Consider the following 26177-nt stretch of genomic DNA (forward strand, 5'->3'; position numbering starts at 1 on the left):
GGCCGCCCTCTTCCTTGGTCAGGATATAGGCCTCGGCCACGAACTTCGTGTGCGGGGTGATCGAACCGGGCTTGCAGAGAACCTGGCCGCGCTCGACGTCCTCGCGCTTGGTGCCGCGCAGCAGCACGCCCACGTTGTCGCCGGCCTGACCTTGGTCCAGCAGCTTGCGGAACATCTCGACGCCCGTGCAGGTCGTCTTCTGGACCGGACGGATGCCGACGATCTCGACTTCCTCGCCGACCTTCACCATCCCCTTCTCGATCCGGCCGGTCACGACCGTGCCGCGGCCCGAGATCGAGAACACGTCTTCAACCGGCATCAGGAACGGCAGGTCCACCGGACGCTCCGGCTGCGGGATGTAGGCGTCGACCTGGGTCATCAGCTCCAGGATGCGGTCAGCCCCGATCTCCGGGTTGCGGTCTTCGACCGCCGCCAGGGCCGAGCCCTTCACGATCGGGATGTCGTCGCCCGGGAACTGATAGCTCGACAGAAGCTCGCGCACTTCCATCTCCACCAGGTCCAGCAGCTCGGCGTCGTCGACCATGTCGACCTTGTTCATGAACACCACCAGGGCCGGCACGCCCACCTGACGGGCCAGCAGGATGTGCTCGCGCGTCTGCGGCATCGGGCCGTCCGCCGCCGACACCACCAGGATCGCGCCGTCCATCTGCGCAGCCCCCGTGATCATGTTCTTCACATAGTCGGCGTGGCCAGGGCAGTCGACGTGCGCGTAGTGACGGTTCTCCGTCTCGTATTCCACGTGCGCGGTGTTGATCGTGATCCCCCGCGCCTTCTCTTCCGGCGCAGCGTCGATGTCGGCGTAGTTCATCGCCTTGGCCCCGCCGCTCTTGGCGAGCGTCAGCGTGATCGCCGCCGTCAACGTCGTCTTGCCATGGTCAACGTGACCAATCGTGCCGATGTTGCAGTGCGGCTTGTTGCGTTCGAACTTTTCCTTGGCCATCGGGATCCTGCCGGCGGTTGAATTCAAAAGGTTGGAGCGGGTAGCGGGAATCGAACCCGCATCCTCAGCTTGGAAGGCTGCTGCACTACCATTGTGCTATACCCGCCGAAGGATGCGCGATACTCGCGCCACTCTCCGTTGATCGTCTTGCTCCGGCGCGTGGTGGGGGAAGTAGGACTCGAACCTACGAAGCCATTACAGCAGCGGATTTACAGTCCGCCCCCTTTGCCACTCGGGACATTCCCCCAGCGCGCTCAGAGCCGCATCGGACGCCTGGACAAGACCTCTACGCCTGGGCGAAGAACCTGTCCGGCCCCCAATTTGGAGCGCGTCTTATAGTGTCCTCCCCTCGCGAACGCAACGCGCACTGGAAGGGATCGAAAAAATCGAGCCCGAAACCCTTCAATCGCAAGCCTGACAACGGTTCCGACGACTGGCTGTGGGGCTGGCACGCAGTCGCCGAAGCCCTGGGCAACCCCAGGAGAGGCGGCGCGATCCGCATTTTGGCGACCCCCGACCGGGCGCGCGAACTCGAATCGAGATTCGGCCGTCCCAAGGCCCTCGAGGTCGTCGAGGCCGCCGCGATCTCGCAGATCCTGCCCCAGGGCGCGGTCCACCAGGGCGTGGCCCTGCGCGCGGCCCCGCTCGAATCCGTCGCGCTGGAGGACTTCGAAGCGCGCCGCGGCGCCGTCCTCCTCATGCTCGACCAGGTGACGGACCCGCAGAACGTCGGCGCCATCCTGCGTTCGGCTGCGGCCTTCGGCGCCTGCGGCGTGATCCTTCAGGACCGCCACGCGCCAAAACTGACGGGGGCGCTCGCCAAGGCCGCGGTCGGCGCCGTCGATCGCATCCCCACCGCCCACGTGGTCAATCTCTCACGCGCCTTGGAACGGCTTGCCGATCTCGGCTGGCGGGCCGTCGGTCTCGACGGTCATACCGAGACCTTCCTGGGCGACGCGCTCGACGGCGGGCCCACCGTGCTTGTCCTCGGCTCCGAGGGCGAGGGCCTGCGCCGGCTGGTCGCCGAGCATTGCGACACCCTGGCCAAGATCCCCATGCCCGGAGGCTTCGAGAGCCTCAACGTCTCGGCCGCCGCCGCCATCGCCCTCTATGAAGCGGCCCGCCCGCGCTGACGGGAATCACATCTTCCGCGCCTTACCCGTTGCGATGACGGGCGCGCTGTCGCATTCAGAAGCTGATGCTAGACGTTCTTTTCGCGCCCGGTGCGTTCGCCGCCCTCTTCTCGGTCCTGATGATCGATCTGGTCCTGGCCGGCGACAACGCCGTCGCCGTGGGCCTGGCCGCGGCGGGCCTGCCGCCCGATCAGCGCCGCAGGGCGATCCTCTACGGCCTGATCGCCGCGGTCACCATGCGCATCCTCTTTGCGCTTATCACCGCCCAGCTCCTCGGCATCGTCGGCCTGCTGTTCGCCGGCGGCATCCTGCTCCTGTGGGTCTGCTGGAAGATGTGGCGCGAACTGCGCGATCAGGCCCAGCAGGAGGAAGCCGTCGCCGGGGCGGTGATGGACGACGACCCGACCACCGAGCCTTCGCCCGAAGCGATCGCCAGGCAGCCCAAGACCTTCCGCTCGGCCTTCCTGCAGATCTTCATCGCCGACCTGTCGATGTCGCTCGACAACGTCCTGGCCGTGGCCGGCGCCGCGCGGCAGCACCCGGCGATCATGGTCTTCGGCCTTCTGATGTCCATCGCCCTCATGGGCGTGGCGGCCAGCTTCATCGCCCGGCTGCTGCATCGCTATCGCTGGATCGGCTATATCGGCTTGGCCATCGTGCTCTACGTGGCCCTGCACATGATGTGGGAAGGCCATCAGGACATCGTCCGCGACCTCGGCAAGACCGACGCCTACAACGCCGTCATGCCCGATTTCATGGACATCCAGCCCAAGGCGCCCGCTCCCGCCCACTGAATGCGGCGCCACGCCGCATTGAGCGCGACGATCCGTCGGGCGAAGGGGTTTTCCAACGTGGCGTCTTAACCACGTCTCCCCCCGAAAGATCGCCGCTGGGGAGAAATGTAAAAAGTCTCGCCCGTCGCTCGCTTAATGGGCGAGCGTGGTTGCGCGCCCCTTGCCACTCCCGTTAAACAGTCGTTATCCAAACCGGATACTCCCGGTCGGGTGCGCACGCAGCCGGATCTCGGGAAACTGCACTCTGGGGTCACACATGAAGAAACTTATGCTCGGAGCGGCGCTCGCCGCATCCATGTTTATCGCAGCGCCGGCGGCCTATGCGGCCACCACCATCACGCTGGATCCGCCTGCGGCTGACGGCTCGATCGTCGGCGGCTACACCGAAAGCGGGATTTCTGGTCCGTTCGCTTTTGAATACACCTTCGACTTCCCGTCGGCCGGCACCGCCGCCGCGTTCCTGTCGTCGATCGGCGTCACTGCCTCGACCAACGTGAACTTCACGCAGGTTCTGTTCAACGAGAAGGCGCTGAACATCATCAACGGCGCCCTCGACACCGCCGGCATGCTCAGCAACGGCGACCTGCAAACCTGGCTGGTCAGCGCCGGTCCGCAAACGCTGAAAGTCTTCGGCAACAGCGGCGGCAACGGTGAATTCACCATCGACGTCGCCTTCGCTCCGACCGCCGTGCCGGAACCGGCCACCTGGGCGATGATGATCATCGGCTTCGGCGCCGCCGGCGCGATGGTCCGCAACCGTCGCAAGCTCGTCCCGACCGTGGCCTAAGCCACAGCGGACAAGCGCTACAAGTTAGACGCCGCCGGCCTCGCGCCGGCGGCGTTTTCTTTTGCCGACAGGGAAATCCCGCCTTGCTGACCGGCGGGGTTGTGCTCACTCTGCCGCCCCTCCCCTCTATCGGCGGCCCAAGATGAGCACGACGCCTTTCGTCACCCTCGACGTCTTCACCGACACGCGCTTCGGCGGCAATCCGCTGGCCGTCTTCACCGACGCCCAGGGCCTGACCGACGCCCAGATGCAGGCCCTGGCTGCCGAGATGAACCTCTCGGAGACCACTTTCGTCCTGCCGCCGCAAGACAGCGCCAACACCGCGCGCGTGCGCATCTTCAACCGCACGGCCGAGATGCCGTTCGCCGGCCATCCGACCGTCGGGACCGGCTGGGTGCTCTCGCAGATGGGCCGCGGCGACCTGCTTAGGCTCGAAGTCCCGGCCGGCGTGGTCGAGGTCCGAATCGAGGATGGCGGCGCGATCATCGCCGCGCCACAGCCGCTCAGCCTGGACGCGCCTCTGCCGGTCGCGACCATCGCCGCCTGCGCCGGCCTTGCGCCCGCCGACATCGTCGCAGCGGCCCATCCGCCCATCGCCGCCAGCGTCGGCGTGCAGTTCATCATCGCCGAAGCGACGCCCCAGGCGCTGTCGCGCGCCGCCCCCGACCTCCTGGCCTTCCGCAAGGCCGCCAGCGACCATCCCGAACATGGCGATCGCCTGTCGCTGCACCTCTACGCCCATGACGGCGAAGGCCGCCTGCGCGCCCGGGTGTTCGCGCCCAACTCCGGCACCATCGAAGATCCGGCCACCGGCAGCGCCAACGCCACCCTCGCCGCGCTGCTGCTGTCGTTGTCGGGGCAGGAGGAAGCCGCCTGGAACGTCGTCCAGGGCGTCGAAATGGGCCGTCCCTCGCGCCTGCGGATCGCTGCGCGACGCAGCGCCGACGGCGTCCGCGCCACCGTCGGCGGCGGTTGCGTTCCGGTCCTGAGCGGCGAGGCCCGGCTGGACTGAACCTTAAGCGGCCTCAGGCCCGCCGAAACGCTCCAGCCATTCGGCGACCTGCTCGTTCTCGACCTTTTTGAACAGCACTTCAGGCGCCGCCACCTTGCGGCCGGCCGGCAGGATATCGAGCACCGCCGCGCCCTCCCCCGTCGGCCAGGCGCCGGGGAAGCCTTCGCCCACCGCCAGCGCGATCTTCTCGGCCGCGAACGGGATGAAGGGCTCTGAGACCTTGGCGAACAGGGCGACGAGGTTGAGGCCGGTGCGCACCACCACCGCGGCGCGTTCCACATCGGTCTTGATCGCCGTCCAGGGCGCAGCTTCGGTAAGATACTGGTTGCCCAGCACCCAAAGCTGCCGAAGCGCGGCGGTCGACTTGCGGAACTCGCGCGCCTCCATCAGTTCGGTCAGCTCGGCCAACTTGGCGGCGACGTCGGCGTGGAGCCTCGCCTCCAGTTCGCCCGGCTCGCCGCCCGCCGGGACCACGCCCTCGAAGCGGCTTTCAGTGAACTTCAGGATTCGATTGACGAAATTGCCCAGCACGTCGGCCAGGTCGGCGTTCACCTGCGCCTGGAACTGCTCCCAGGTGAAGGTCGAGTCCGAGGTCTCCGGCGTATTGGCCGTCACCCACCAGCGCCAGTAGTCAGCCGGCAGCAACTCCAGCGCATGGTCCATGAACACCCCGCGCTTCTGCGAGGTCGAGAACTTTCCGCCGTAATAGTCCAGCCAATTGAAGCCCTTGAGCTGGTCGACCAGCTTCCAGGGCGCGTTGCTGGCGGGCGTCCAGCCGCCCTCGACCAGCTTCTCGTTGATCCCGATCAGGGTGCAGGGAAAGCCGACCGTATGGAACGGCACGTTGTCCTTGCCCATGAATTCCACATAGGTCACGTCCGCCGCTTCCGGCCCGCGCCACCAGCGCTCCCACTCGGCGTCCTCCGCCGGCCCGCGCCCCTCCTCGGCGGCCTTGGCGTCGGCCCATTCCCAGGTCGCGCCGATATATTCGATGGGCGCGTCGAACCAGACGTAGAACACCTTGCCGGCCAGGCCCTCGATGTCGGGCAGCGCCCCTTCCGGGTTCGGCCCCCACTCGAAGGCGTTGACCGGCACGCCCCATTCCAGGTCGCGGGTGACGCCGCGGTCCTGCAGCCCCTCGTCCAGCCACTTCAGCGCGATGGAGGTGACCAGCAGCGGCCACTGGCCCTTCTTGCCGTCGATCCAGGCGCGCAGCCGGTCGGCGAACAGGCTCTGGCGCAGGAAGAGGTGCTTGGAATCGCGGATCTCGATGTCTTCCGAACCGGAGATCGCCGAGCGCGGATGGATCAGGTCGGCCGGGTCCAGGACTCGCGTGCAGTTCTCGCACTGATCGCCGCGGGCGGCGTTGTAGCCGCAGTGCGGGCAGGTGCCGATCACGTAGCGATCAGGCAGGAAGCGCTTGTCGGCGTTGGAATAGACCTGCTGGGTGACCCGCTCCTCGATGAAGCCGTTTTCCCAGAGCTGCTGGGCGAAACGCTGGGTCAGGCGGTGGTTCTGTGGCGAGGACGAGCGGCCGAAGTGATCCCAGGACAGGCCGAACCTGCGGCCCAGGTCGTGCTGGATTTCGTGCTGCTCGGCGCAGAAGGTCGCCGGGTCCTGGCCCGCCGCGGCGGCGGCCAGCTCGGTCGGCGTGCCATGCTCGTCGGTCGCGCAGATATAGAGCGTCTCGGCCCCGCGCGAGCGCTGGAACCGCGCATAGACGTCGGCCGGCAGCATGGAGCCCGCAAGCGTCCCCAGGTGCTTGATCCCGTTGATGTAGGGCAAGGCCGAGGTGATGAGGATGCGGGACATGGGGTCTCTCGAAATGAGGAGGAGCGCGCGCTTATAGGGCGCCCGCCAGGCTTCGCCAAAAAATAACGACCTGTGGGCCGGCCGGCGGGAGCCCATCCCTGCAGTCGACGGCTAGATCATCTCGCCGGCCTGGGATCCGGCCTACAACTCGACCTTGCAACTCGGCATCTTCGCCAATCTCTATGTCTTCGAAGCCGGAACCGGCGCCGCCTGGAACAACTTCTCGTCCCATCCCGGCGCCCTGGTCTCGCAGTCGGTGTTCCTGAGCTATGTCAATCCGGCCGAGGCGCTCAACGAGACGATCTTCCAAAGCCTGTCGGGCACGGTTTCGGTAACCGGGAACCAGAGTTTCGATGTCTTTGCGAGCCTGTCGACCTTCGGCGCGCTGAACAACAACCCGGCCACTATCGAGCTCGACTTCCTCAACACCGCCACCTTCGGCGTCAAGGGCGCGGAGGGCGTCAGCTACACGTCCGACTCCGGCGTGTTCCTCGGCGGCGCGATGACCTCCGCCGTTCCAGAACCCGCGACCTGGGCGATGATGATCGCCGGGTTCGGGCTCTCCGGAGCCACGCTTCGGCGTTCACGCCGGCATCTGGCGCTGAGAGCCTGACGGGCGCCGGGTCGGCGGCCCCCACGCCGGCCCGGCCCTTCAGGTGCAGGCCTTCAAGCCCGCCTGCACCGGCTTCAGATTGTTCTCGCGGTCGAAGTCGGAGAGCGAGCCCGCCGTCTCGTAGACCATCATGATCGCCTGGGATTCCCGCAGGGCCGCACAGCCGCGTCCGGCCTGTCCCGCCCGGCCATAGACCTGCGAGATATCCTTCAGGCCCACGGCCAGGGCCAGCCGCGAACCCTTGTTGCCGCCGCTTTTCACCGCCAGCGCCCTGCGGATGGCGATGGCCTCGTCCGCCGCGGCGAGTGCAGCAGCGTGCGCGCCGCGATCGCTCTGCACCTGCGCCAGGGTCAAGCCCACCAGGGCGAGGCCTTCCTGCGGCCCCGCATCCTCCGCGCCCTTGGCGGCCTCGGCCTTGGCGATCCGATGGGCTTCGGCGATGGTGGCGAGCGCCGGGTCCAACCGGCCGGACACCCGTTGCATGTCGGCCAGCGACCATAGGGAGGCGACGAGCTTGCGAGTCGCCGAAGGGGTGCCGGCCTCGGCGACGTTGCGCCGGTTGACGGCCACCGCCTCCTGCATTCGGGCGAGGGCCGGCTCCACGCGGCCGGCGTGGCGGTGGACCTCGCCGCTCTGGCGCAGCAGGCCGGAATGGAACTCGCGCACCTGTTCGCTGTCACGCAGCTCCGGCGGCATGGCCGCCACCGCCGTCAGACCCTTTTCATAGACGGCGCCGGCCCCCGGAATGTCGTTGTCCCAGCCATAGCTATCGCCTTCATAGAGATAGGCGGCGGTCAGGGCGCCGGCGCTGCGCGGCGACGGCGGGTCCACGGCGGCGAGCAGCGCCCTCGCCCGCTCCGCTCGCTTGCGGCCGGTCTTGCTGTCGCCCTCGGCATAGAGGCTCTCGCCGGCCATGACCGCCAGCAGCGATCCCAGGGCCAGCTTGACATCCTCGCGCTCGGGATGGGCCTTCAGCAGATCCTCGAGGATTTGCTCGGACTTGTTCAGCAGGTGCTTGCCATCTTCGCGGCGCCCCAACGATCCGCCTCCGGAGAAGCCGATCACCCGCCCCAGGCGGAAGTAACCCTCCCCGGCCTCGACACGCACGTCCACGGGCGCGCCAGGGTCGGCGGCCAGCCTGTCGAGATAGGCCTGGGCGGTCTCGGCCAGCAGCAGCCGCGCCTTGGCCGACCCCGGCACTCGGTTGATTTCGTCATAGATCTCGAACATCAGGGTCTTGGCTAGGCCCCGCACCTCGGCGAACCGGGCTTCGGCCTGGGCTCTGGCGGCCTCTGCGCGGGCGTTGGCGACCAGAGTGGCCGACAGCGCTCCGATCAGCATCACCACGGCCAGGGCGCTCGCGGCCACCGCCACGCGATGGCGGCGCACGAACTTGGCGGTCACATAGCCGCGCCCGCCGCCCAGAGCGGCCAGCGGCCGTCCGGTCTGATAGGCGACGAGGTCGGCCCGCAACTGATCGGCCGTGGGATAGCGATCTTCCGGCCGAGCCGCGGCGGCCTTGCCGATCACCGCGTTCAGCTCGCGGTCGGCGTCCGGCGCCAGGCGTTGCAGGATCATGCCCAGCGAATAGATGTCCGACAGCGTCGTCACCGCCCCTCCGGCCAGCCGCTCGGGCGAGGCGAAGCCCGGAGTGAGGCTGATCGCGCCGGGAGGAAGGCTGGTCCGCCCGCCAGCGCCCGAACCGCCCACTGCGCGGGCGATGCCGAAGTCGATCAGCTTGGGCGCTCCACCCTCGGCGACCAGTACGTTCGACGGAGTGATGTCGCCGTGGACCACCAGGTTCTGATGGGCGTAGGCCACGGCGTCGCAGAGCGCCGACATCAGGGCGATGCGAGCCGCCAAGTCGGGCGTCTCAGCCTTCAGCCACGCATCGAGCCCGACGCCGTCGATCTTCTCCATGACGATATAGGGCTCGCCCGCCACCGTCTCGCCGCCGTCGAACAGCCGCGCGATGCCGGGATGGGCCAAGCGCGCCAGGGTCTGACGCTCGCGCCGGAACCGCTCGGCGAGTCCATCGGACAAGGCGCCGGGCCGGATGACCTTGATGGCCACGGCGTGATCGAAGTCCCCGATAGCGCGCTCGCCCTCGAACACCGCCCCCATGCCGCCCTGGCCGATGAGCCCGGTGATGCGATAGGCGCCGATCCGGTCCGGCGGCTCGATGACGCGATGGCGGGCGCCGCCGGTGGGCAGCACCTCGGCCGCGCCATCCCCCAGCCGCAGCAGCTTCAGGGCGCGGTCCTTGACTTCGGGCGCCACGGCCTGGGCCATGATCCACGCCTCTCGCGCGTCCGCCGGAAGCTCCAAGGCGCCGTCCACCAGCTCCAGAGCCAGTGAGTCGTGGTGCGCCCGGCTCATGCCGAGGGCCCGAGCGCTTCGTAGAGCCAGAGCCGCGCCGAATGCCAGCGGCGCTTCACCGTCGCCTCGGAAAGCCCCAGGACCACGGCGACGTCGGCGATCTCCATGCCGCCGAAATAGCGCATCTCGACGATCTCGGCGCGTTGCGGATCGATCCGCGCCAAGCGTTCCAGGGCTTCGTGAATCTCCTCGAGCTCGACGTTCACCGCCTCGGGGATATTGGTGTGCAGCAGCACCTTCTGGTGATCGCGCTTGCCTCTTCGCTTGGCGCGCACGTGGTCGATCAGCGCCCGGCGCATCATGCGCGAGGTGAGCGCCATGAAATGCGCCCGATCCTGCCAGTGGATGCGGTCCAGCGCTATCAGGCGCAGCAGACTCTCGTGCAGCAGATCGCCGACCGAGAGCGAGACATGCCGCTCGCCGTGCAACAGCGCCGCAGCCGCCTGACGCAGTTCGTCATAGAGCAGATGGAACAGCATATCGCGGGCATGGACGTCGCCGGTGCGCCAGCGCACAAGCAAGTCCCGCACATCGCCAGACGCCACAACCTCCGACATGCCGACGATACTACTAAGGCCGTCACAACGTGACAAGCAATCTCGCCGTCTGAGCGAAGAAATCTGCAAGACAGATGAGCCGTCGCGCCAAATATTGACGCCTTGACGCTTGAGGGGGAATTCGCCCTCAGCGGCGCGCCCTTAACTCTGGGTCGAAAACAGAAGAAATCGCCTCCCAGGGCCCAGGTCAGACCGTTTCAAAGCTTTCGGTCTCCTGAGCCCTCGGACATCCCATCGGCAGGCGGGCCTGGGATTGAGCTTCCGCCGGACGGCCAGCATCCACTTCGGCGGGAAATGCTCTAGATGGGCGCCACGCGGTCGAACCAGGGCCGCGCCTGTTCGAGCTGCCCGGCCAGGCGGTAGAGCAGCGCCTCCTCGCCCATCCGGCCGACGAACTGGATGCCGATCGGCAGGCCGCCGCGCGCGCTCCAGGCCAGCGGCACGGTCATGGCCGGCTGGCCGGTGTTGTTGAAGGCCTGGGTGTTGGGCATGAAGGCGAACAATCGCTTGGCGATCTCGGCCGGATTCTCCGTCAGATGGCCGATCGGGATCGCCGGGCTGCCGAGCGTCGAGAGCAGCAGCACGTCGTAGCGCTGGAAGAGCCCGGCCACCGCCCGGCCATAGGCGTGGATCGCCGCCAGGCCGCGCACATAGCTCGCGCCTGAAATCTGCTTGCCACGCTGGTAGGTGAGCCAGGTCATGGGCTCGACCTCGCCCTCGGCCACCGGGCGTCCGCGCCGCTCGCCCTCGGCGTCGAGCAGGGCTGCGATGCTGGCGGCGATCACCTCGCCGGCGCCCCGCTGCATGGCCGCCAGGTCGCCGGGCATGGTCGTTTCCTCGACCATATGCCCCAGGCCCTCGCACAGCTTGGCCGCGTCCAGCACGGCCTGCGCGCATTCAGGATCGAGCGCGTCGGAGGCCAGGGCCGCCGTGGTGAAGCCGATCGACAGCTTGCCCGGATCGCGGCCGACCTCTTCGGCGAACGGCCGCTCGGGCCTGGCCAGGAAATAGGGGTCGCCGGGCTGCGGTCCGCACACCGCATCGAGCAGGACGGCGCTGTCACGCACCGAGCGGGTGACCGCATGCTGGATCGAGGCCCCGCCCCATCCCTCGCCCGCCGGCGAGAACGAGACGCGCCCGCGCGAGGGCTTCATGCCGAACAGGCCGCAAGCCGAGGCCGGCGTGCGGATCGAGCCGCCGCCGTCGCTGGCGTGGGCCGCCGGCACGATGCCCGCCGCCACGGCCGCCGCCGCCCCGCCCGACGATCCGCCCGGCGTGCGCGTGAGGTCCCAAGGGTTGCGGCAGGCGCCCAGCAACGCCGGCTCTGTCACCGGCATCAGGCCGAACTCCGGCGTATTGGTCTTGCCGAAGATCACCAGCCCGCCTTCCTTATAGGCGGTGGTGATCGCGCTGTCGGCGCTGGCCAGGCTATCCTTGAACACCGCCGAACCGGCGCTCGTCGGGGCGCCGGCCAATTGCGCGCCAAGATCCTTGAGCAGGAAGGGCACGCCGGCCAGCGGACCGCTCCAGATCGGCCGCTTGACGTCCTGGCGGCCCCATTCGGTCAGATCCATGGTCACGGCGTTGATCTTCGGATTGACCACGGCCATCCGCGTCACCGCCGTCTCCAGCAGCTCGGCGGCGCTGACCTCGCCGCCCGCCACCAGTCCGGCCAGGCCCACGGCGTCGTACTTGCGATAGTCCTCGAACTTCATCGACGTTCCTCCTGCCTCAATCCTCGACGATCAGGCTGTGCTTCTGGGTGTCGCGCATCCGCAGATAGGTGATCAGCGAGACCCCGATCATGCCGGTGACGTACCAGTAGAAACCGCTCTCCATCCCCTGCTGCTTGAACCACAGGGCCACGTATTCGGCCGTGCCGCCGAAGATGGTGTTGGCCAGGGCGTAGGGCAGCGCCACGCCCAGGGCGCGGATATGGGCCGGGAACAGCTCGGCCTTCACCACCGCATTGATCGAGGTGTAGCCGGTGACGATGATCAAGGCCCCCAGCACGATGGCGAAGGCTGCGAACGGGTCCGAGGTCTTGGCCAGGGTCGTGAAGATGATCCAGGTGAAGGCCACGCCCAGCACCCCGAAGGCGACCATCAGCGGCTTGCGCCCGATCCTGTCCGACAGCGCCCCGGCCAGCGGCTGGATCAGCATGTAGACGAACAGCGCCGCGGCGCTGATCGCCGTCGCCGTCTCGCGGCTGAAGCCCGAGGTGTTGACCAGGAATTTCTGCATGTAGGTCGAGTAGGCATAGAAGGCGAGCGTGCCGCCAGCGGTGAGCGCGATGACCGTCAGCGCCTGGCGTGGATAGCGGCGGAACAGGATCAGGCCGCTGGAGCGCGGCGCAGCCTCCCCCTCGGCCTGGGCGTTCTTGAACGATTCCGTCTCGGCCAGTCCCCGGCGCAGATAGAAGACCACCACCGCCAGCGCCCCGCCGATCACGAACGGGATGCGCCAGCCCCAGGCCTCCAGCTCCGGCTCGGGCAGCACCGCCTGCAGGAGCAGCAGGACCAGCAGCGCCAGGAGCTGACCCGAGATCAGGGTCACATACTGGAAGCTGGAGAAGAAGCCGCGCCGCCGCTTGCCGGCCATCTCGCTGAGATAGGTGGCGCTGGCCCCGTATTCCCCGCCGACGCTCAGGCCCTGCATCAGCCGCGCGGCCACCAGCAGGGCCGGCGCGCCCCAGCCGATCTGGTCGTAGCCCGGCGACAGCGCGATCAGCAGCGAGCCGCCGCACATCAGGGCGACCGACAGGGTGAGCCCCGCCTTGCGCCCCTTGCGGTCGGAATAGATTCCCATGATCCAGGCGCCGATGGGCCGCATCAGGAACCCCACCGCGAACACCGCCGCAGCGTTCAGCAACTGCGCGGTGCGGTCGCCCTGCGGGAAGAACACCGGCGCGAAATAGAGCGTGAAGGCCGAATAGACGTACCAATCGTACCACTCGACCAGATTGCCGGTCGAACCGCCGATGATCGAACGCAGACGATGGCGCATCGCGCTTTCGGCCATGCAAGGTCCCTCCCTGACTCGCTGAAGCGAACCTAAGGGCTTGGAGCTACGGCGTCATGAAAAGATGCGGCCGATCGGCCTTGCTGGTGCCGGCTGCAGGGCTCGAACCCGCGACCTTCGGTTTACAAAACCGCTGCTCTACCAACTGAGCTAAGCCGGCGCGGCGGCGCAACCGCGCCGCTGGCGGCGACCGATGCCATGGCGCGGAGGACATGCCAACCCCCCGCCCCTTCGCATGGCGGCGCCCGAGGCGTATGGACAAGCCATGGAGTCTCCCCCACTCACCATCTTCATCGACGCCGACGCCTGCCCGGTGAAGGACGAGGTCTACAAGGCCGCCCAGCGCTACGGCCTGAAGACCATCGTGGTCTCCAACGCCTTCATGCAGATTCCCGCTTCGCCGCTGATTTCGCGGATGATCGTCGACGCCGGCCCCGACGCCGCCGACGACTGGATCGCCGACCAGGCGGTCGAGGGCGATGTCGTCATCACCAACGACATTCCATTGGCCGACCGGGTGCTGAAGATCGGCGGCCATCCGCTCTCGGCCCAGGGACGGCCTTTCACCCCCGATTCGATCGGCGCGGCCCTGGCCCAGCGCGCCCTCATGGAACATCTGCGCTCGACCGGCGAAATAACCGGCGGCCCCCGCCCCTTCGATCGCAACGACCGCTCGCGATTCCTTCAGGCGCTCGACCAGCTCATCCAGAAGGAGCGACGACGACGGGCCTTGCAACCACCCCGTCCTTAACCAGCCTGCAGCCAAGTTTGATCGAGGGGATCACTGTCATGCGCAACACCACCCTGATGACCGTCCTGGGCGCCTGCGCCCTTCTCGCCGCCTGCGGCAAGAGCGGCGAAACCGACACCGCGGCCACGCAAAGCTCGGCGCCCGCCGCGGCCAGCCAGGCCGCCCCGCCCGAGCCGACCGCCGAGGAAAAGCAGGCCCTGCTGGCCAGCCTTCCGGCGCCCTACAACACCGGCGACCTGGCGAACGGCAAGGCCAAGTTCGGCATGTGCCGCTCCTGCCATACGATCGTCGAAGGCGGCGCCAACCTGACCGGCCCCAATCTCTACGGCGTCTTCGGCCGCAAGGTGGGCTCGCTGCCGGGTTACAACTATTCGGAGGCGGTGAAGACCGCCGGCTTCACCTGGGACGCCGAGCATCTCGACAAGTGGCTCGCCCAGCCGCGCACCTTCCTTCCCGGCACCAAGATGACCTTCCCGGGCCTGAAGGCCGAAAAGGACCGCGTCGACCTGATCGCCTATCTGAAGGTCGAGACCGGCTATAAGGCGCCGTAGGGCGTCAGCTCTCCGCTCTATCAACCTTGACGGGAATTTCCGTTGGCCGCAGGATCGCGCAGATCGCGGCTGCGCTTGCATCTGTCCAGCCGAGATTCCGCGCCGTCCCGCGCGACGCCTCCTTGGCGCCGGGGCGGCGCTCCCGACAACTGCCTCCCCCGCCCGGGGGAGGCTTTTTCGTTGCAGCTATTCGGCCGCGTTGGCGGCGCGCGCCTGTTCGGCTTCCTCGAAGGCTTCGATGCGCCGCGCGGTCGCCTGCGGCGATTTCGTGAACCGCGCCAGCATGTTGTAGAACACCGGCACGATGAACAGGGTCAGCAGGGTCGAGAAGATCGCCCCGAAGAATATGACGACCCCGATGGTCTTGCGGCTCTCGCCGCCGGCCCCGCCCCACAGGATCAGCGGGATGGCGCCCGCCGCCGCCGAGATCGAGGTCATGATGATCGGACGCAGGCGCAGGGATGCGCTTTCGATCACCGCCTCGCGCACCGACAGTCCCTCGTCGCGCAACTGATTGGCGAACTCCACGATCAGGATGCCGTTCTTGGCCGCGATGCCGATCAGGATGATCAGGCCGATCTGGCTGTAGGTGTTGACGGTGGACCCGGCCACCAGCAGGCCGAACAGTCCGCCCAGCGCCGCCACCGGCACGGTCAGCATGATCACCGCTGGGTGGATCCAGCTTTCGAACTGCGCCGCCAGCACCAGGAACACCAGCAGCAGCGCCATCCCGAACGCCAGGCCGACCGCGCTGCCGGCCTCCAGATAGTCGCGGGCCATGCCGCCCCACTTGACCTGCGGGCCGGGCGGCAGCTTGGCGACCTCGGCCTGGAAGAACTTCACCGCCTCCCCGACCGGATAGCCGGGGTTGAGTTGCGCCGACAGGGTGACCGACCGCAGCCGGTCGACGCGGGAGCGGTCGGGCGTGTCGCCGCGCACCTCGGTCGTGGTCACGGTCGACAGCGGCACCAGTTGGCCGGAGCTGGCGCGGACATAGAGGTTGCCGATGTCCTGCTCGGTCTGGCGCTTCTCGCGGTCGGTCTGGAGCAGGACGTCGTATTCCTGGCCGTTCTTGATGTAGGTCGTCACCCGGCGCGTGCCGAAATTGCTTTCGAGCGCCCGGCCGACCGCCTGCGCCGATACGCCCAGGCTGGCCGCCTTCTCGCGGTCGATACTGACCAGCACGCGGGGGCTGGTCGGCTCGTAGTCGAGGCGCGCGCGCGACAGGCCCGGATTGGCTTCCGCCGCCGCCAGCAGCGGCTGGATCCACTGGGCGATCTGGCCGTAGTCGTCGCCCACCGCGATCACGTCGACGCCGGCCCCGCCTCCGCCGCCCCCGCCGCGCGAGAAGGCTGGCCGCACGGATGCAATGGCCCGCACCGAGGTCACCGAAGAAAGCTCGCGGTTGAGCTGGGCGGCCAGCTCATTGGAGGTGACGCCGGTTCCCGCCGCGACGTTGACGTTGCCGAAGCCGCCGTTGAACTGGGTGCCGCCGAAACGCGGAACACCGATGATGTATCGGGTGATCAGGCCCTGCTTCAGCAGTTCCTGCAGCCGCGCCTCGACCTGGCCGGCGGCCTTGAGCGTATAGTCGTAGCCGGCCCCTTCAGGGCCCGTCATGTTCAGGTCGATACGGCCGCGGTCTTCGTCGGGCACCAGTTCGCGCGGCAAGGCCGCGAACAGGCCGCCCGCCCCCACCGCCAGGATCACCACCACGGCTGCGGTCGCGATGGTCGCGCTGCGCCGGCCCAGCAGGGCGTCGAGCGAGGCGTGGTACGAGGATCTCAGCCGGTCCATGGCCGCATCGACGCGGCGGGCGATGAAGCCCTCGCCATGCGCGGGCCGCAACAGCTTCGAGGCCAGCATCGGCGACAGGCTGAGCGCCAGCAGCGCCGAGAACACCACCGCCGCGGCGATGGCCACCGCCAGCTCCACGAACAGCCGTCCGATGTAGCCGGGCAGGAACATCAGCGGCGCGAACACCGAGATCAGCACGATGGTCGTCGCGACCACGGCGAAGAACACCTGCCGCGCCCCGCGCTGGGCCGCGACGATCGGCGGCTCGCCGTCGTCGACCCGCCGCTGGATGTTCTCGACCACCACGATGGCGTCGTCGACCACCAGGCCGATGGCCAGAACCAGGGCGAGCAGGGTCAGCAGGTTCAGCGAAAATCCAAGCGGCGCCAGGACGATGAAGGTCGAAAGGATGCAGATCGGGGCCACGACCGAGGGGATCAGCGCCGCGCGCCAGGTGCCCAGGAAGATGAAGTTCACCAGCGCCACCAGCGCCAGCGAAATGCCCATGGTGATCCAGACTTCCTCGATCGCGTGCCGGGTGAAGATCGTGTAGTCGACCGCGACCTCCAGCGACGTGCCCTTCGGCAACGACTTGTTGAGCTCGGGCAGCAGCTTCTGGACGCCGTCGGAAATCTCCAGGTCGTTGGCCTGGGACTGGCGCGTGATGCCGATGCCGACCTGGTCGCGGCCGTTCGACCGGAAGGTCCGCCGGTGCTCGTCGGGCCCTTCCTCGACGCGCGCGATGTCGCCCAGGCGGGTGACATAGGGCTGGGTGGTGTTTCCCGTCGCCGCCGAGGCCGCGCCGCCGGACGGAACCACCGGCAGTTGGGCGAACTCCTCGGGCGTGGAATAGCCGCGGCCGACCCGGATCGTGAAGTCCTTGTCGGGCGCTTCCAGCGAACCGGCCGGCAGTTCCAGGTTCTGGTTGTTCAGCGCGTTTTCGACGTCGTCCACGGTGACGCCGCGGGCCGCCATCCGGTCCGGGTCCAGCCAGATGCGCATCGAATAGAGCTGGCTGCCGCCGACGAACACCTGGGCGACGCCGGGCACCGTCGAGAACCGCTCGATCAGGTAGCGCTGGGCGTAGTCCGACAGCTCCAGCCGGTTCAGCGTCGTGGAGGCGAACGAGATGAACATGATCGGCGAACTGTCGGCGTTCGCCTTGGCGATCTGCGGCGGGTCGGCCTGCAGCGGCAGGTTGGCGGCGACCCGGCTGACCGCGTCGCGCACGTCGTTGGCCGCATCGTCCAGGTTGCGGTCGAGCCGGAACGAGATGTTGATGTTCGAGCGGCCGTCGCGCGAAGAGGAGTTCACGCGGTCGATCCCCTGGATGCCGGAGATCTGGCGCTCGATGACCTCGGTGATCCGCTCTTCCACCACCTCGGCCGAGGCGCCGCGGTAGGTCGTGGAGATCGACACCACGGGCGGGTCGACGCTGGGCAGTTCGCGCACCGTCAGCGAGGCGAACGCCGCCAGGCCGACCACGCAGAGGATGATCGCCGCGACGGCGGCGAAGACGGGCCGACGGACCGAAAGGTCTGACAGCATCATGCGCCGGGCCGCGCGGCGCGCGCTCCGGTCGGGGGGGCCGCCATGGCTTCACGCGCGCCGGCCGCCAAGGGCGTCACCGGCTGGCCCGGTTGGATCTTGTTGAGGCCGTCGGCGACGATCCGCTCGCCGGCCTTCAGCCCGTCGCGGATCTCGACCATGCCGTCCTGCCGCGCACCGGTCAGCACCGGGCGCTGCTCGGCGATGGTGGCCTCGCCCTGCTTGGTCAGCACATAGACGAAGTTCGAGGCGCCCTGCACCGACACCGCAGCCTCCGGCGCGGCGACGACCTGCCGCTGGCCGCGCGCGATGCCGATGCGCAGCATCATCCCGGGCTTCAGCCGGCCGTTCGGATTGGGGAACTCGGCCCGCGCGGTGATCGCCCGGGTCTTCTCGTCGATCCGCGTGTCCAGCTTCTGGATGCGGCCGGCGATTTTCTCACCGCCATAGGCGTCGATGCTGGCGGTGATCGGCTGGCCCTCGCGGATCGTGGCCAGGTAGCGGTCCGGCACCTCGAAATCGACGCGGATGGCGCTGACGTCGTCCAGGGTGACGATCGGCGCGCCGGGATTGATCAGGGCGCCGGGCGCGATGTCGGTCAGGCCCACCACGCCGGCGAAGGGCGCGCGGATCGTCCGGTCGCCTTCGCGGGCCCGCGCGGCGTCGACATCGGCCTTGGCCGCCAGATAGGTCGCCTCGCGCTGGTCCAGCGCCGACTTGGCCGCAAAACCCTGGGCGGCGAGCTGCTTCCAGCGGTCGTAGTCGCGCTGGGCCTGCACCAGCTTGGCCTGGGCCTGCACCAGGGCCGCGTTCTGCTCGGTCGCCTTCAGTTCGACCAGCACCGCGCCCTTCGGCACGTACTGCCCGTCGCTGAATCGGACCTTGTCGACCAGTTGCGTCGCCGCCGCGGTCAGGGTCACCGACTGGCGTCCCTTGGCCAGGCCGATCACGTCGATGGTGTCGGTGAACACCTTCTGCTGGACGGCGACCAACGCCACGGGCATTCCCCCGCCGCCGGCGCGGGGGCCGCCAGCGCGCGGGCCTCCCTTTCCTGGAGCGCCCTGCGCCATGACCGCGCCGCCGCCTCCGGGACCCTGTTTCTTGCCCAGGGTCAGCTTCCAGGCGCCTGCGGCCACCATGAGGCCGAGGATCACCAAGGCGCCTACGAGGAAGAAGTGGCGACGTATCAAGCTCAAGGAACTCCGGACCGCTCGACAGTCGAGGCGGGATGACACTGAATCGTAACGGGACTTATGGCGACGACTTAGGCGCCGTCCAGTGACAGAACGATGGCTGAGCGTGTCGACTTTGAAATAGAGCCCCGCTGAAAAGCGGTTCGACACGCCCGAAATCAGGAAACTACGGACAAAACGGTAATCGCAAAGAAAACAGGCGCCTCTAGAAGGGGCGCCCGCTTACCAATCTCTTAAGATGCGCCCGACCTAGCTGTCATAGCCGGGCAGCGCCCGGTCGAGCTGGCGAAGGGCCCCGGGCCAGGCCAACTGCCCGCCCAGCCCGCGCGCAACCTGGCTCTTCACCTCGTCCTGGGCCTCCTGCGGGGCGATCAGCACGTTGTCGCGGCCGGCGCTCAGCGCCATCACCTGCTGCTTACAGGCGCGCTCCAGATAGAACATGTTGATCCAGCACTCGGCCGCCGTCGCGCCGACGGTCAGGGTGCCGTGGTTGCGCAGCAGCATCATCTTCTTGTCGCCGATGTCGGCGACCAGCCGCTCGCGCTCGTCCAGGTTCAGGGCGATGCCTTCATAGTCGTGATAGGCCAGCATGGTCCGCACGATCAGCGCATGCTGCGACAAGGGCAGCAGCCCGTCCTTCTGCGCCGACACCGCCACGCCCTGGTCGGAATGCAGATGCATGACGAAATGGGCGTCGTCGCGCGCCGCATGGATGGCCGAGTGGATCGTGAACCCCGCGGGATTGATGAAATAGGGCGTGTCCTGGAGGATGTTGCCGTCCAGGTCGATCTTCACCAGCGACGAGGCGGTCATCTCGGCGAAGTACATCCCATAGGGATTGATCAGGAACTGGTGTTCCGGCCCCGGCAACCGCGCCGAAATGTGCGTATAGATCGCATCGTCCCAGCCATAGAGCGCCACCAGCCGGTAGAGCGCGGCCAGGTCCACCCGCGCCTGCCACTCCTCGGCGCTGACCTTGCCCTTCAAAGACGTCACGCTCGCGAGCGAACCATCGGCCATGACGGCCTCCCTTTGTTATTGTCTGATCTTGATCTCTGGGGATCAGAGTCACGCCGGGGGCGGCGAGCGTCAAGCTGTGGTCTTCACCCGCGCCACCGCGTCCAGCCAGCGCGCATAGGCCGCCTCGCGCTCATGCGTCCCGCGCGCCGGCTCGAAACGCTCGGTCGTCGGCCGGGCGGCGACCGCCGCCTCCAGGTCGGGATAGACCCCCGCGCCCAGGCCGGCCAGCAGCGCCGCGCCCAGGGCCGTGGTCTCCATATAGCTCGCCCGGCCGACCGCCACGCCGGTCAGGTCGGCCAGCCGCTGGCTGAACCAGACGCTGCGCGACATCCCCCCATCGATCCGAAGCTCGACGTCGCGACCGAACGCGCCGGGCGCATCGGCGCGCATGGCTTCGATCAGGTCGCGCGTCTGCAGGGCGCAGGCGTCGAAGGCGGCCTGGGCGATCTCGGCCAGGCCTGTGTCGCGGGTCATGCCGAACAGCGCCCCGCGCGCATTGGCGTCCCACCACGGCGCGCCCAGGCCGGTGAAAGCGGGCACCAGAACGACGCCATGATCCTCGCGCGCGCTCATGGCCAGCTTCTCGACGCCGGCCCCGCCGCCCGGCACGCCCAGGCCCTCGTTCACCCATTGCAGGGCCGCGCCGGCGATGAAGATCGAGCCTTCCAACGCATAGGTCGTGCGACCGCCCAGCCGCGCGGCCACCGTGGTCAGCAGCCGCGAGCGCGACGGCGCCAGATGCTCGCCGGTGTTGACCAGCAGGAAGCAGCCGGTGCCATAGGTGGCCTTCATCTCCCCGGCGCGGACACAGCCCTGGCCCATCAAGGCCGCCTGCTGGTCGCCCGCCACCCCACGGATCGGGACCGGCCGCCCCAGCACCTCGGGCAGGGTCTCCCCATAGTTGTCGGCGCAATCCAGCACCTGCGGCAACAGCGAAGCCGGGACCGCCAGCATCTCCAGCATCTCGGCCGACCAGGCCTGGGCCTTCAGGTCGAACAGCAGGGTGCGCGAGGCGTTGGTCGCGTCCGTGGCGTGCACCGCCCCGCCGGTCAGCCTCCAGATCACCCAGGCGTCCATGGTCCCGGCCAGCAGTTCGCCGGCCTCGGCGCGCGCCCGCGCGCCTTCGACCTCGTCCAGCAGCCAGGCGATCTTCGTGCCCGAGAAATAGGGATCGAGCAGCAGGCCGGTGGTGCTGGTCACCAGCGGCTCCTTCCCCGCCGCCCGCAGCCGCTCGCAGGTCGCCGCCGTGCGCCGGTCCTGCCAGACGATGGCCCTGTGGATCGGCTCGCCGGTGGCCTTGTCCCAGATCACCACCGTCTCGCGCTGGTTGGTGACGCCGATGGCCGCCACCTCCTCCATGGCGCGGCCCGATTTCGCCACCGCCTCGCGCAGCACCTCGACGCTGGCGGCGTAGATCTCCTCGGCGTCGTGCTCCACCCAGCCGTCGGCCGGATAGAACTGTTCGAGCGGGCGGCTGGCGTCCGAAATCTGCACGCCCCGCGCATCGAACAGGATCGCGCGGGTTGAGGTCGTGCCCTGGTCGAGCGCCAGGATCAGGGGTTCGCCCATCTTGCCCGCCTTGCGATCTGGTCGGCGGCGCGACTCGCGCGCCGACATGGTTTGCCGGTTGTAACCATGTTTTCATGCGCCCGATGCAGAGTCACCGGGGTCGCCCGACCGCGATGGTCCGGCTTCATCGTTTCGGAATGCGCGCTTGAGCTTCGCCGCCAAGACCGACGAACTGCTGAACCTGGCGCGCAGCCGCGCGCCGGCCGATCGCGAACGCCTGCTCCTGGCCATCGTCGACCTCTGCGACGCCGGAGACGCAGCCGTCGGCCTGATGACCTCCCAGCCGATCCAGGCCCTGCTCAACTCGATCTTCATGAGCCTGGTGGTCGAGGCCGAGCGCGACATCCGCCGCCGGCTGTCCGAAAAGCTCTCCGCCGCCGAATGGGCGCCGCCCGCCCTCATCAACGTCCTGGCCCTGGACGACATCGAGATCGCCCGGCCGGTGATCGCCGGCAGCCCGGTCCTCAAGGACCACGACCTCGTGCGCCTGCTGGTCGAGGCGACGATCGAGCACCAGATCGAGGTGGCCGGCCGCCCAGGCATCGGCCCGCCGGTGATCGCCGCCATCCTGCAGCAGAGCGAGCCGGCCGTTCTCACCGCCCTGGCCGGCAACGCCAGCGCCGCGCTCGGCGCGCACGACCTGGAACGGTTGGTCGAGGCGGCCCAGCGCCACGCCGCCATCCGCTCCCCGCTGGCGCGGCACCCTGCCCTCTCCGGCGACCTCGCCGCTCGCCTCTATCTCTGGGTCGGACAGGCGATCCGCCAGTCGCTGGTCGAACGCTTCCGTCTCGATCCCGTCGCGCTCGACGCCGCCATCGCCGCCTCCGTCCGCGAGGCCCACGCCGGAACCGCCGCCGAAGCGTGCGAGGGGCGCACCCTGGCCCGCGACGACGAGCGCGAGGATATGGAACGGCGTCTGGTCGCCAAGCTCAGCGCCGCCGGCCAACTGCGCGCCGGCTACCTGCTGCGCGCCCTCAAGGAAGGCCGCCTGCCCCTCTTCGCCGCGGGCCTGGCCGCGCTCGGGCGCTTCGAAGAGAGCCAGGTGCGCCGCGCCCTCGATTCCGACCGTCCCGAACTGCTCGCCCTGGCCTGCGCGGCGGTCGGCATCGACCGCAGCGCCTTTCCGACCATCCTGGCCATGGTCCGCGACCTCAACGGCGGACGCCCCGGCGGCGGGTCCGAAGGCGCGCGCCGGGCGTCCGGAGCCTTCGGGCCGTTCGACGCCAATATCGCCGGCGCCGCGTTCCGCCAGACCGTGAACCCCGGTTGACGGATCGCCCGTTTCCCTGACTTCTGCCCGGAATGTTCAAGCCTGAGCCATTCGTGACCCGGCTGGCCTTCGCCGCCAGCGACCGCCCCGAGGCCCAGGAGGCCAAGGCCGCCCTCATCGCCCGCTACGGCCAGGCCAGCGCCGAGGACGCCCAGGTCATCGTCGCCCTCGGCGGCGACGGCTTCATGCTCGAGACCCTGCACGAGAACCTCAAGAACGGCCGGCCGATCTACGGCATGAACCGCGGCTCGGTCGGCTTCCTGATGAACGAGTACAGCGAAGACGGCCTGCTCGAACGGATCGCCGCCGCCGAGCAGGCGGTGATCCATCCGCTCTCCATGCGGGCCGTCGACATCACCGGCGCGCGCCACGAGGCCCTGGCCATCAACGAGGTCTCGCTGCTGCGCCAGACCCGCCAGACCGCCAAGCTGCGCATCTCCATCGACGGCAAGGTGCGGCTGGCCGAACTCTCCTGCGACGGCGCCCTGGTCGCCACCCCGGCCGGCTCAACCGCCTACAATCTCTCGGCGCACGGCCCGATCATCCCTCTCGACGCCAAGGTGCTGGCCCTCACCCCGATCAGCGCCTTCCGCCCGCGCCGCTGGCGCGGCGCCCTGCTGGCCCACACCGCCACGGTCACCTTCGAAATCCTCGAGGCCGACAAGCGCCCGGTCAGCGCCGTGGCGGACAATTTCGAGGTGCGCGACGTGGTCGAGGTCCAGGTCGCCGAAACTCGCGACGTCGCCCTTCACATGCTGTTCGACGCCGGCCGCAGCCTCGAGGAGCGCGTGCTTTCCGAACAGTTTTCCGTTTGATAACAATCAACTGCGCGGATCATGCGTTGTTAACGCCTGAGAGCTAGGCTTTCGAACGCAGTCCCAGGAGGCGCGTTGTGAGCCAGCAGAACCCGGTCATCCAGCCCCCCAACCTTCGCCTGAAGGTCGGCGGTCGGTTCGGCGCCATCGACCCGGCGGCCATCGCCAAGGCCGAGGCGGCCCTGAAGAGCCTGTCGGGCAATTTCGCCCAATGGCTGGCCGACGAAGTGGTCAAGCTCGACGCCGCCCGCCAGCGCGTCCGTGACGAGGGCATGACCGTCGAGGCCATGGAGACCCTCTATCTGCGCGCTCACGACCTCAAGGGGCTCGGCACGACCTACGAGTTCCCGCTGATCACCCGTATCGGCGCCTCGCTCTGCCGGCTGATCGACGACAAGGACAAGCGCCTCACCGCCTCCCTGGCCCTGATCGACGCCCATATCGACGCGATCAAGGCCGCCGTGCGCGACAGCATCAAGACCGACGACCATCCCATCGGCCGCGTGCTCATCGAAGAGCTGGAGCGCAAGGTCGCCGCCGCGGCCTGAGGCCGAAGGTTACATCACCCGTTCCAGCGGCTCCTCCACCGCGCCATAACCGGCGTCTGGCGGCAGGACCAGCACCTTGCCGCCGGGTCGATCCTGGATCTGCGGCTCCACCGTGACCAGCCGCCGCGCCTGCGCGCGCGCCACGCAATCGTCCGCGCTCTCGGCTTCCGCCAGCAGTTGCAGGTTCATCCGGGTCGGAAAGATCACCTTGCGCTCGCCGGCCTGGGCCAGCCGCAAGGCTTCGCCCGGCGCGATCCACTCGGCGTCCACCGTCTCGCGGCCGTCGCACGCCGCCACCTGGTCGTCAGGCGCGGCCGCCGCATAGAACCAGGTGTCGAACCGCTTGGGCGTCAGCGGCGGGGTGATCCACCGCGCGAACACCGTCAGGGCGTCCAGGTCGATCTTCACCCCCAGGTCGCGCACCAGGTCCAGGAACGCCAACTCGCCCGCATCGACCTTCAGCCGCACCTCCAGGCTGGCGCTTTCGCCCCGGATCGGCGCGCCGGCCGCGTCGCGCCCCAGCAGGATGCCGGCCTCCTCGAAAGCCTCGCGGATGGCGGCGGTCCGCAGGCCGCGCTGCTCGGCGTCGAACCGCTCCCAGCCGATCGCATGCTCGGCCCAGGCGGGGTCATGGTCGCCCGCATGGCTCTTGCCGCCCGGGAACACCAGCGCGCCCGAGGCGAAGTCGATCTGGTGGTGGCGCTTGACCATCAGCACCTCCAGGCCCGGATCGTCGCGCAGCAGCAGGATGGTGGCGGCGGGTTTGATGTCGGAAGCGCTCATGCCGCAAGTTTCAGGCTCGCCACCCGGCCGCGCAAGCATGACGTCGCGGCAGCAGCTCAGGCGCGGACGGCCATGTGGGAATCGCGCGCCGCCTCGGACAGCCGGTCCATCTTGTCGAGCAGATAGTCGACGTCCTCGCGCGCCGCCGTCAGCGGCTGCGTCAGGAACCGCTGCAGCATCCGCTCCTGGAACCGCTCGCGGTCACGCGCGCCGCCGTCGAACTCCATCGAGTGATAGGTGTCCACGCCCGCGCGAAACGCGCTGTAGAGCCGCGCCGGCAGTCCCGCCCGCTCATAGATCGCCTTCAGGCCCAGCGGCCCGGCGTCGTGGATCATCAGCCAGGTGCGGTGGTGCGGCACGCTGGCCAGTTCCGCCAGCCCCCACTCCAGGAAGGTCATGTGGCCATGCGCCAGGGCGCGCAACAGCAGCGAGGCGGTGAGCCGGTTGTTGCGGTGCAGATGGGCGACGAAACCCTTGACGTCCGGCGTGCGCCCGGCCTCGTCCACCAGGTCGACGGTCGCCCGCTCGGCCGCGGTCGTGGCGATCTCCAGCGCCAGGTCCGCGGGAATCTGGTGATGGTTCAGCAGGTGGTCGCGCACCTGGTCGGAGGCAAGCCGGACCAGTTTCTCGGTCACCGACAGCGGCAGGACCCGGCGATAGGCGATCGCGGTCAGCACCCGGTCCGAAGCTTCGAACCGCTCCACCGCAGCCTTCAGGGTCTGCTCGGCGAAATCGGCGTTGTCGTTGGCGCAGACCGCCTCGACCGCTCGCTCGCAGCCCTGTTCGACGATCGCCTGGCTGAGCGCCTGCGACACCCGTGGCCGCTTGGCCACCGCCACCTGCCGCACCGGGCCGCCGATCCGGACGATCTCGATCAGGTCGGCGTCGGTGAAGACCGGCGAGGCGCCAAGGATCGGCAGGCAGACGCACTCCACATCCTTGGCCAGTTGCAGAGCGACGTCCCGCGGCACCAGCGGCGAGGATTTCAGGGTGGTGGACAGCGCCGCGCGCACCAGTTCGGCCGCATCCTGCGCCAGGACGCGGAGAATCTCGTGGGCCCGTTCCCGGTCGGCCTCGGTCAGAACCGCGCCGTCCAGCGTGCGGCAGATCTTGTGCGCGGCCAGCGCCCGTTCGTCGGGCGTGGCGCCCCTGACCAGCGTACGGATGTCCTCTTCGGTCAGCGCCGCCCGCGTCGTCGCCATGGCCCCCTCGCCCTTCGGCGGCGGCCGAAGGCCCCGCCAAGATGGATAATCGATGGTTAAG

At 68.7% G+C, this 26177-nt stretch carries 21 protein-coding genes, 3 tRNA genes and 1 pseudogene; 10 read left to right on the forward strand and 15 right to left on the reverse strand.

The window, feature by feature from the left end:
• From tuf to ACE3TL_RS05050, 3 genes are all read right to left on the reverse strand, one after another.
• Positions 1 to 961 (reverse strand): elongation factor Tu (tuf, locus tag ACE3TL_RS05040; protein ID WP_374577632.1); only part of this gene is annotated, 961 nt, incomplete at its 3' end.
• A 32-nt stretch (positions 962 to 993) separates the two neighbouring features.
• A tRNA-Gly gene (locus ACE3TL_RS05045) sits at positions 994 to 1067 on the reverse strand.
• Between the two features lie 54 nt (positions 1068 to 1121).
• A tRNA-Tyr gene (locus tag ACE3TL_RS05050) sits at positions 1122 to 1208 on the reverse strand.
• 91 nt (positions 1209 to 1299) lie between these two features.
• Between ACE3TL_RS05050 and rlmB the strand changes: the two genes are divergently transcribed.
• The 4 genes from rlmB to ACE3TL_RS05070 all read left to right on the forward strand — a co-directional run bounded on the left by rlmB (position 1300) and on the right by ACE3TL_RS05070 (position 4687).
• Positions 1300 to 2094: a 23S rRNA (guanosine(2251)-2'-O)-methyltransferase RlmB gene (gene rlmB / locus ACE3TL_RS05055; protein WP_374577633.1), complete on the forward strand. Its 795-nt coding sequence runs from the start codon at positions 1300 to 1302 to the stop codon at positions 2092 to 2094.
• A 65-nt stretch (positions 2095 to 2159) separates the two neighbouring features.
• Entirely contained in the window at positions 2160 to 2888 is a 729-nt protein-coding gene (locus tag ACE3TL_RS05060; RefSeq protein WP_374577634.1) for a TerC family protein, read from the forward strand.
• Between the two features lie 295 nt (positions 2889 to 3183).
• Positions 3184 to 3675 (forward strand): FxDxF family PEP-CTERM protein, encoded by a 492-nt coding sequence (locus tag ACE3TL_RS05065; protein ID WP_374577681.1) that lies wholly within the window; start codon positions 3184 to 3186, stop codon positions 3673 to 3675.
• 142 nt (positions 3676 to 3817) lie between these two features.
• Entirely contained in the window at positions 3818 to 4687 is an 870-nt protein-coding gene (locus ACE3TL_RS05070; protein ID WP_374577635.1) for a PhzF family phenazine biosynthesis protein, read from the forward strand.
• 3 nt (positions 4688 to 4690) lie between these two features.
• Here ACE3TL_RS05070 and metG read toward each other — a convergent pair whose 3' ends face one another.
• Positions 4691 to 6499, reverse strand: a complete 1809-nt coding sequence (metG, locus tag ACE3TL_RS05075; protein ID WP_374577636.1) for a methionine--tRNA ligase — start codon at positions 6497 to 6499, stop codon at positions 4691 to 4693.
• A gap of 502 nt (positions 6500 to 7001) precedes the next feature.
• Here metG and ACE3TL_RS05080 point away from each other — a divergent pair.
• Positions 7002 to 7112 (forward strand): annotated as a pseudogene (locus tag ACE3TL_RS05080) (PEPxxWA-CTERM sorting domain-containing protein); the annotation flags it as partial.
• Between the two features lie 39 nt (positions 7113 to 7151).
• Here ACE3TL_RS05080 and ACE3TL_RS05085 read toward each other — a convergent pair.
• The 5 genes from ACE3TL_RS05085 to ACE3TL_RS05105 form a co-directional block, all read right to left on the reverse strand.
• Entirely contained in the window at positions 7152 to 9491 is a 2340-nt protein-coding gene (locus tag ACE3TL_RS05085) for a serine/threonine-protein kinase (protein ID WP_374577637.1), read from the reverse strand.
• The gene (locus ACE3TL_RS05090) at positions 9488 to 10021 is read right to left on the reverse strand and encodes an ECF-type sigma factor (protein ID WP_374577638.1); all 534 of its coding nucleotides are present in this window, start codon (positions 10019 to 10021) and stop codon (positions 9488 to 9490) included. The genes ACE3TL_RS05085 and ACE3TL_RS05090 overlap by 4 nt, the downstream gene beginning before the upstream one ends.
• A 326-nt stretch (positions 10022 to 10347) precedes the next feature.
• On the reverse strand, positions 10348 to 11763 hold the full coding sequence (locus tag ACE3TL_RS05095; protein WP_374577639.1) for an amidase: 1416 nt from the start codon (positions 11761 to 11763) through the stop codon (positions 10348 to 10350).
• A 16-nt stretch (positions 11764 to 11779) separates the two neighbouring features.
• Positions 11780 to 13069, reverse strand: a complete 1290-nt coding sequence (locus ACE3TL_RS05100; RefSeq protein ID WP_374577640.1) for an MFS transporter — start codon at positions 13067 to 13069, stop codon at positions 11780 to 11782.
• A gap of 84 nt (positions 13070 to 13153) precedes the next feature.
• A tRNA-Thr gene (locus ACE3TL_RS05105) sits at positions 13154 to 13229 on the reverse strand.
• Positions 13230 to 13334: 105 nt separating this feature from the next.
• Between ACE3TL_RS05105 and ACE3TL_RS05110 the strand changes: the two genes are divergently transcribed.
• Entirely contained in the window at positions 13335 to 13820 is a 486-nt protein-coding gene (locus ACE3TL_RS05110) for a YaiI/YqxD family protein (protein ID WP_374577641.1), read from the forward strand.
• Positions 13821 to 13858: 38 nt separating this feature from the next.
• On the forward strand, positions 13859 to 14371 hold the full coding sequence (locus ACE3TL_RS05115; protein WP_374577642.1) for a cytochrome c family protein: 513 nt from the start codon (positions 13859 to 13861) through the stop codon (positions 14369 to 14371).
• A gap of 186 nt (positions 14372 to 14557) precedes the next feature.
• Here the strand turns inward: ACE3TL_RS05115 and ACE3TL_RS05120 are convergent, their stop codons facing one another.
• The 4 genes from ACE3TL_RS05120 to glpK form a co-directional block, all read right to left on the reverse strand.
• Positions 14558 to 17716 (reverse strand): efflux RND transporter permease subunit, encoded by a 3159-nt coding sequence (locus tag ACE3TL_RS05120; RefSeq protein WP_374577682.1) that lies wholly within the window; start codon positions 17714 to 17716, stop codon positions 14558 to 14560.
• Positions 17716 to 18906, reverse strand: coding sequence for an efflux RND transporter periplasmic adaptor subunit (locus ACE3TL_RS05125; protein ID WP_374577643.1), 1191 nt, complete (start codon positions 18904 to 18906; stop codon positions 17716 to 17718). The genes ACE3TL_RS05120 and ACE3TL_RS05125 overlap by 1 nt, the downstream gene beginning before the upstream one ends.
• 252 nt (positions 18907 to 19158) lie before the next feature.
• Positions 19159 to 19929 carry a class II aldolase/adducin family protein gene (locus tag ACE3TL_RS05130; RefSeq protein ID WP_374577644.1) on the reverse strand — a complete coding sequence of 257 codons (771 nt, stop codon included), beginning with the start codon at positions 19927 to 19929 and terminating at the stop codon, positions 19159 to 19161.
• A gap of 69 nt (positions 19930 to 19998) precedes the next feature.
• Positions 19999 to 21498, reverse strand: coding sequence for a glycerol kinase GlpK (gene glpK / locus ACE3TL_RS05135; protein WP_374577646.1), 1500 nt, complete (start codon positions 21496 to 21498; stop codon positions 19999 to 20001).
• Between the two features lie 145 nt (positions 21499 to 21643).
• On the opposite strand from glpK, the gene ACE3TL_RS05140 reads away from it, so the two are divergent.
• From ACE3TL_RS05140 to ACE3TL_RS05150, 3 genes are all read left to right on the forward strand, one after another.
• On the forward strand, positions 21644 to 22768 hold the full coding sequence (locus ACE3TL_RS05140; RefSeq protein WP_374577647.1) for a DUF2336 domain-containing protein: 1125 nt from the start codon (positions 21644 to 21646) through the stop codon (positions 22766 to 22768).
• Between the two features lie 32 nt (positions 22769 to 22800).
• On the forward strand, positions 22801 to 23583 hold the full coding sequence (locus ACE3TL_RS05145) for an NAD kinase (protein ID WP_374577648.1): 783 nt from the start codon (positions 22801 to 22803) through the stop codon (positions 23581 to 23583).
• Positions 23584 to 23660: 77 nt separating this feature from the next.
• On the forward strand, positions 23661 to 24131 hold the full coding sequence (locus ACE3TL_RS05150; RefSeq protein ID WP_374577649.1) for an Hpt domain-containing protein: 471 nt from the start codon (positions 23661 to 23663) through the stop codon (positions 24129 to 24131).
• Positions 24132 to 24140: 9 nt separating this feature from the next.
• Here the strand turns inward: ACE3TL_RS05150 and ACE3TL_RS05155 are convergent, their stop codons facing one another.
• Positions 24141 to 24914 carry an NUDIX hydrolase gene (locus ACE3TL_RS05155; protein ID WP_374577650.1) on the reverse strand — a complete coding sequence of 258 codons (774 nt, stop codon included), beginning with the start codon at positions 24912 to 24914 and terminating at the stop codon, positions 24141 to 24143.
• A gap of 56 nt (positions 24915 to 24970) precedes the next feature.
• On the reverse strand, positions 24971 to 26116 hold the full coding sequence (locus ACE3TL_RS05160; protein WP_374577651.1) for a DUF2336 domain-containing protein: 1146 nt from the start codon (positions 26114 to 26116) through the stop codon (positions 24971 to 24973).
• Positions 26117 to 26177: the final 61 nt, after the last annotated feature.

The sequence above is a fragment of the Phenylobacterium sp. genome, from assembly GCF_041920015.1.
Classification (GTDB): Bacteria; Pseudomonadota; Alphaproteobacteria; order Caulobacterales; family Caulobacteraceae; genus Phenylobacterium.

Coding starts and splice junctions, on each gene's coding strand:
- metG (WP_374577636.1), bottom strand. CDS start 6,499: ATGTCCCGCATCCTCATCACCTCGGCCTTGCCCTACATCAACGGGATC.
- ACE3TL_RS05060 (WP_374577634.1), top strand. CDS start 2,160: ATGCTAGACGTTCTTTTCGCGCCCGGTGCGTTCGCCGCCCTCTTCTCG.
- glpK (WP_374577646.1), bottom strand. CDS start 21,498: ATGGGCGAACCCCTGATCCTGGCGCTCGACCAGGGCACGACCTCAACC.
- ACE3TL_RS05100 (WP_374577640.1), bottom strand. CDS start 13,069: ATGGCCGAAAGCGCGATGCGCCATCGTCTGCGTTCGATCATCGGCGGT.
- ACE3TL_RS05095 (WP_374577639.1), bottom strand. CDS start 11,763: ATGAAGTTCGAGGACTATCGCAAGTACGACGCCGTGGGCCTGGCCGGA.
- ACE3TL_RS05155 (WP_374577650.1), bottom strand. CDS start 24,914: ATGAGCGCTTCCGACATCAAACCCGCCGCCACCATCCTGCTGCTGCGC.
- ACE3TL_RS05110 (WP_374577641.1), top strand. CDS start 13,335: ATGGAGTCTCCCCCACTCACCATCTTCATCGACGCCGACGCCTGCCCG.
- ACE3TL_RS05130 (WP_374577644.1), bottom strand. CDS start 19,929: ATGGCCGATGGTTCGCTCGCGAGCGTGACGTCTTTGAAGGGCAAGGTC.
- ACE3TL_RS05120 (WP_374577682.1), bottom strand. CDS start 17,716: ATGCTGTCAGACCTTTCGGTCCGTCGGCCCGTCTTCGCCGCCGTCGCG.
- ACE3TL_RS05085 (WP_374577637.1), bottom strand. CDS start 9,491: ATGAGCCGGGCGCACCACGACTCACTGGCTCTGGAGCTGGTGGACGGC.
- ACE3TL_RS05160 (WP_374577651.1), bottom strand. CDS start 26,116: ATGGCGACGACGCGGGCGGCGCTGACCGAAGAGGACATCCGTACGCTG.
- ACE3TL_RS05070 (WP_374577635.1), top strand. CDS start 3,818: ATGAGCACGACGCCTTTCGTCACCCTCGACGTCTTCACCGACACGCGC.
- ACE3TL_RS05065 (WP_374577681.1), top strand. CDS start 3,184: ATGTTTATCGCAGCGCCGGCGGCCTATGCGGCCACCACCATCACGCTG.
- ACE3TL_RS05145 (WP_374577648.1), top strand. CDS start 22,801: ATGTTCAAGCCTGAGCCATTCGTGACCCGGCTGGCCTTCGCCGCCAGC.
- ACE3TL_RS05115 (WP_374577642.1), top strand. CDS start 13,859: ATGCGCAACACCACCCTGATGACCGTCCTGGGCGCCTGCGCCCTTCTC.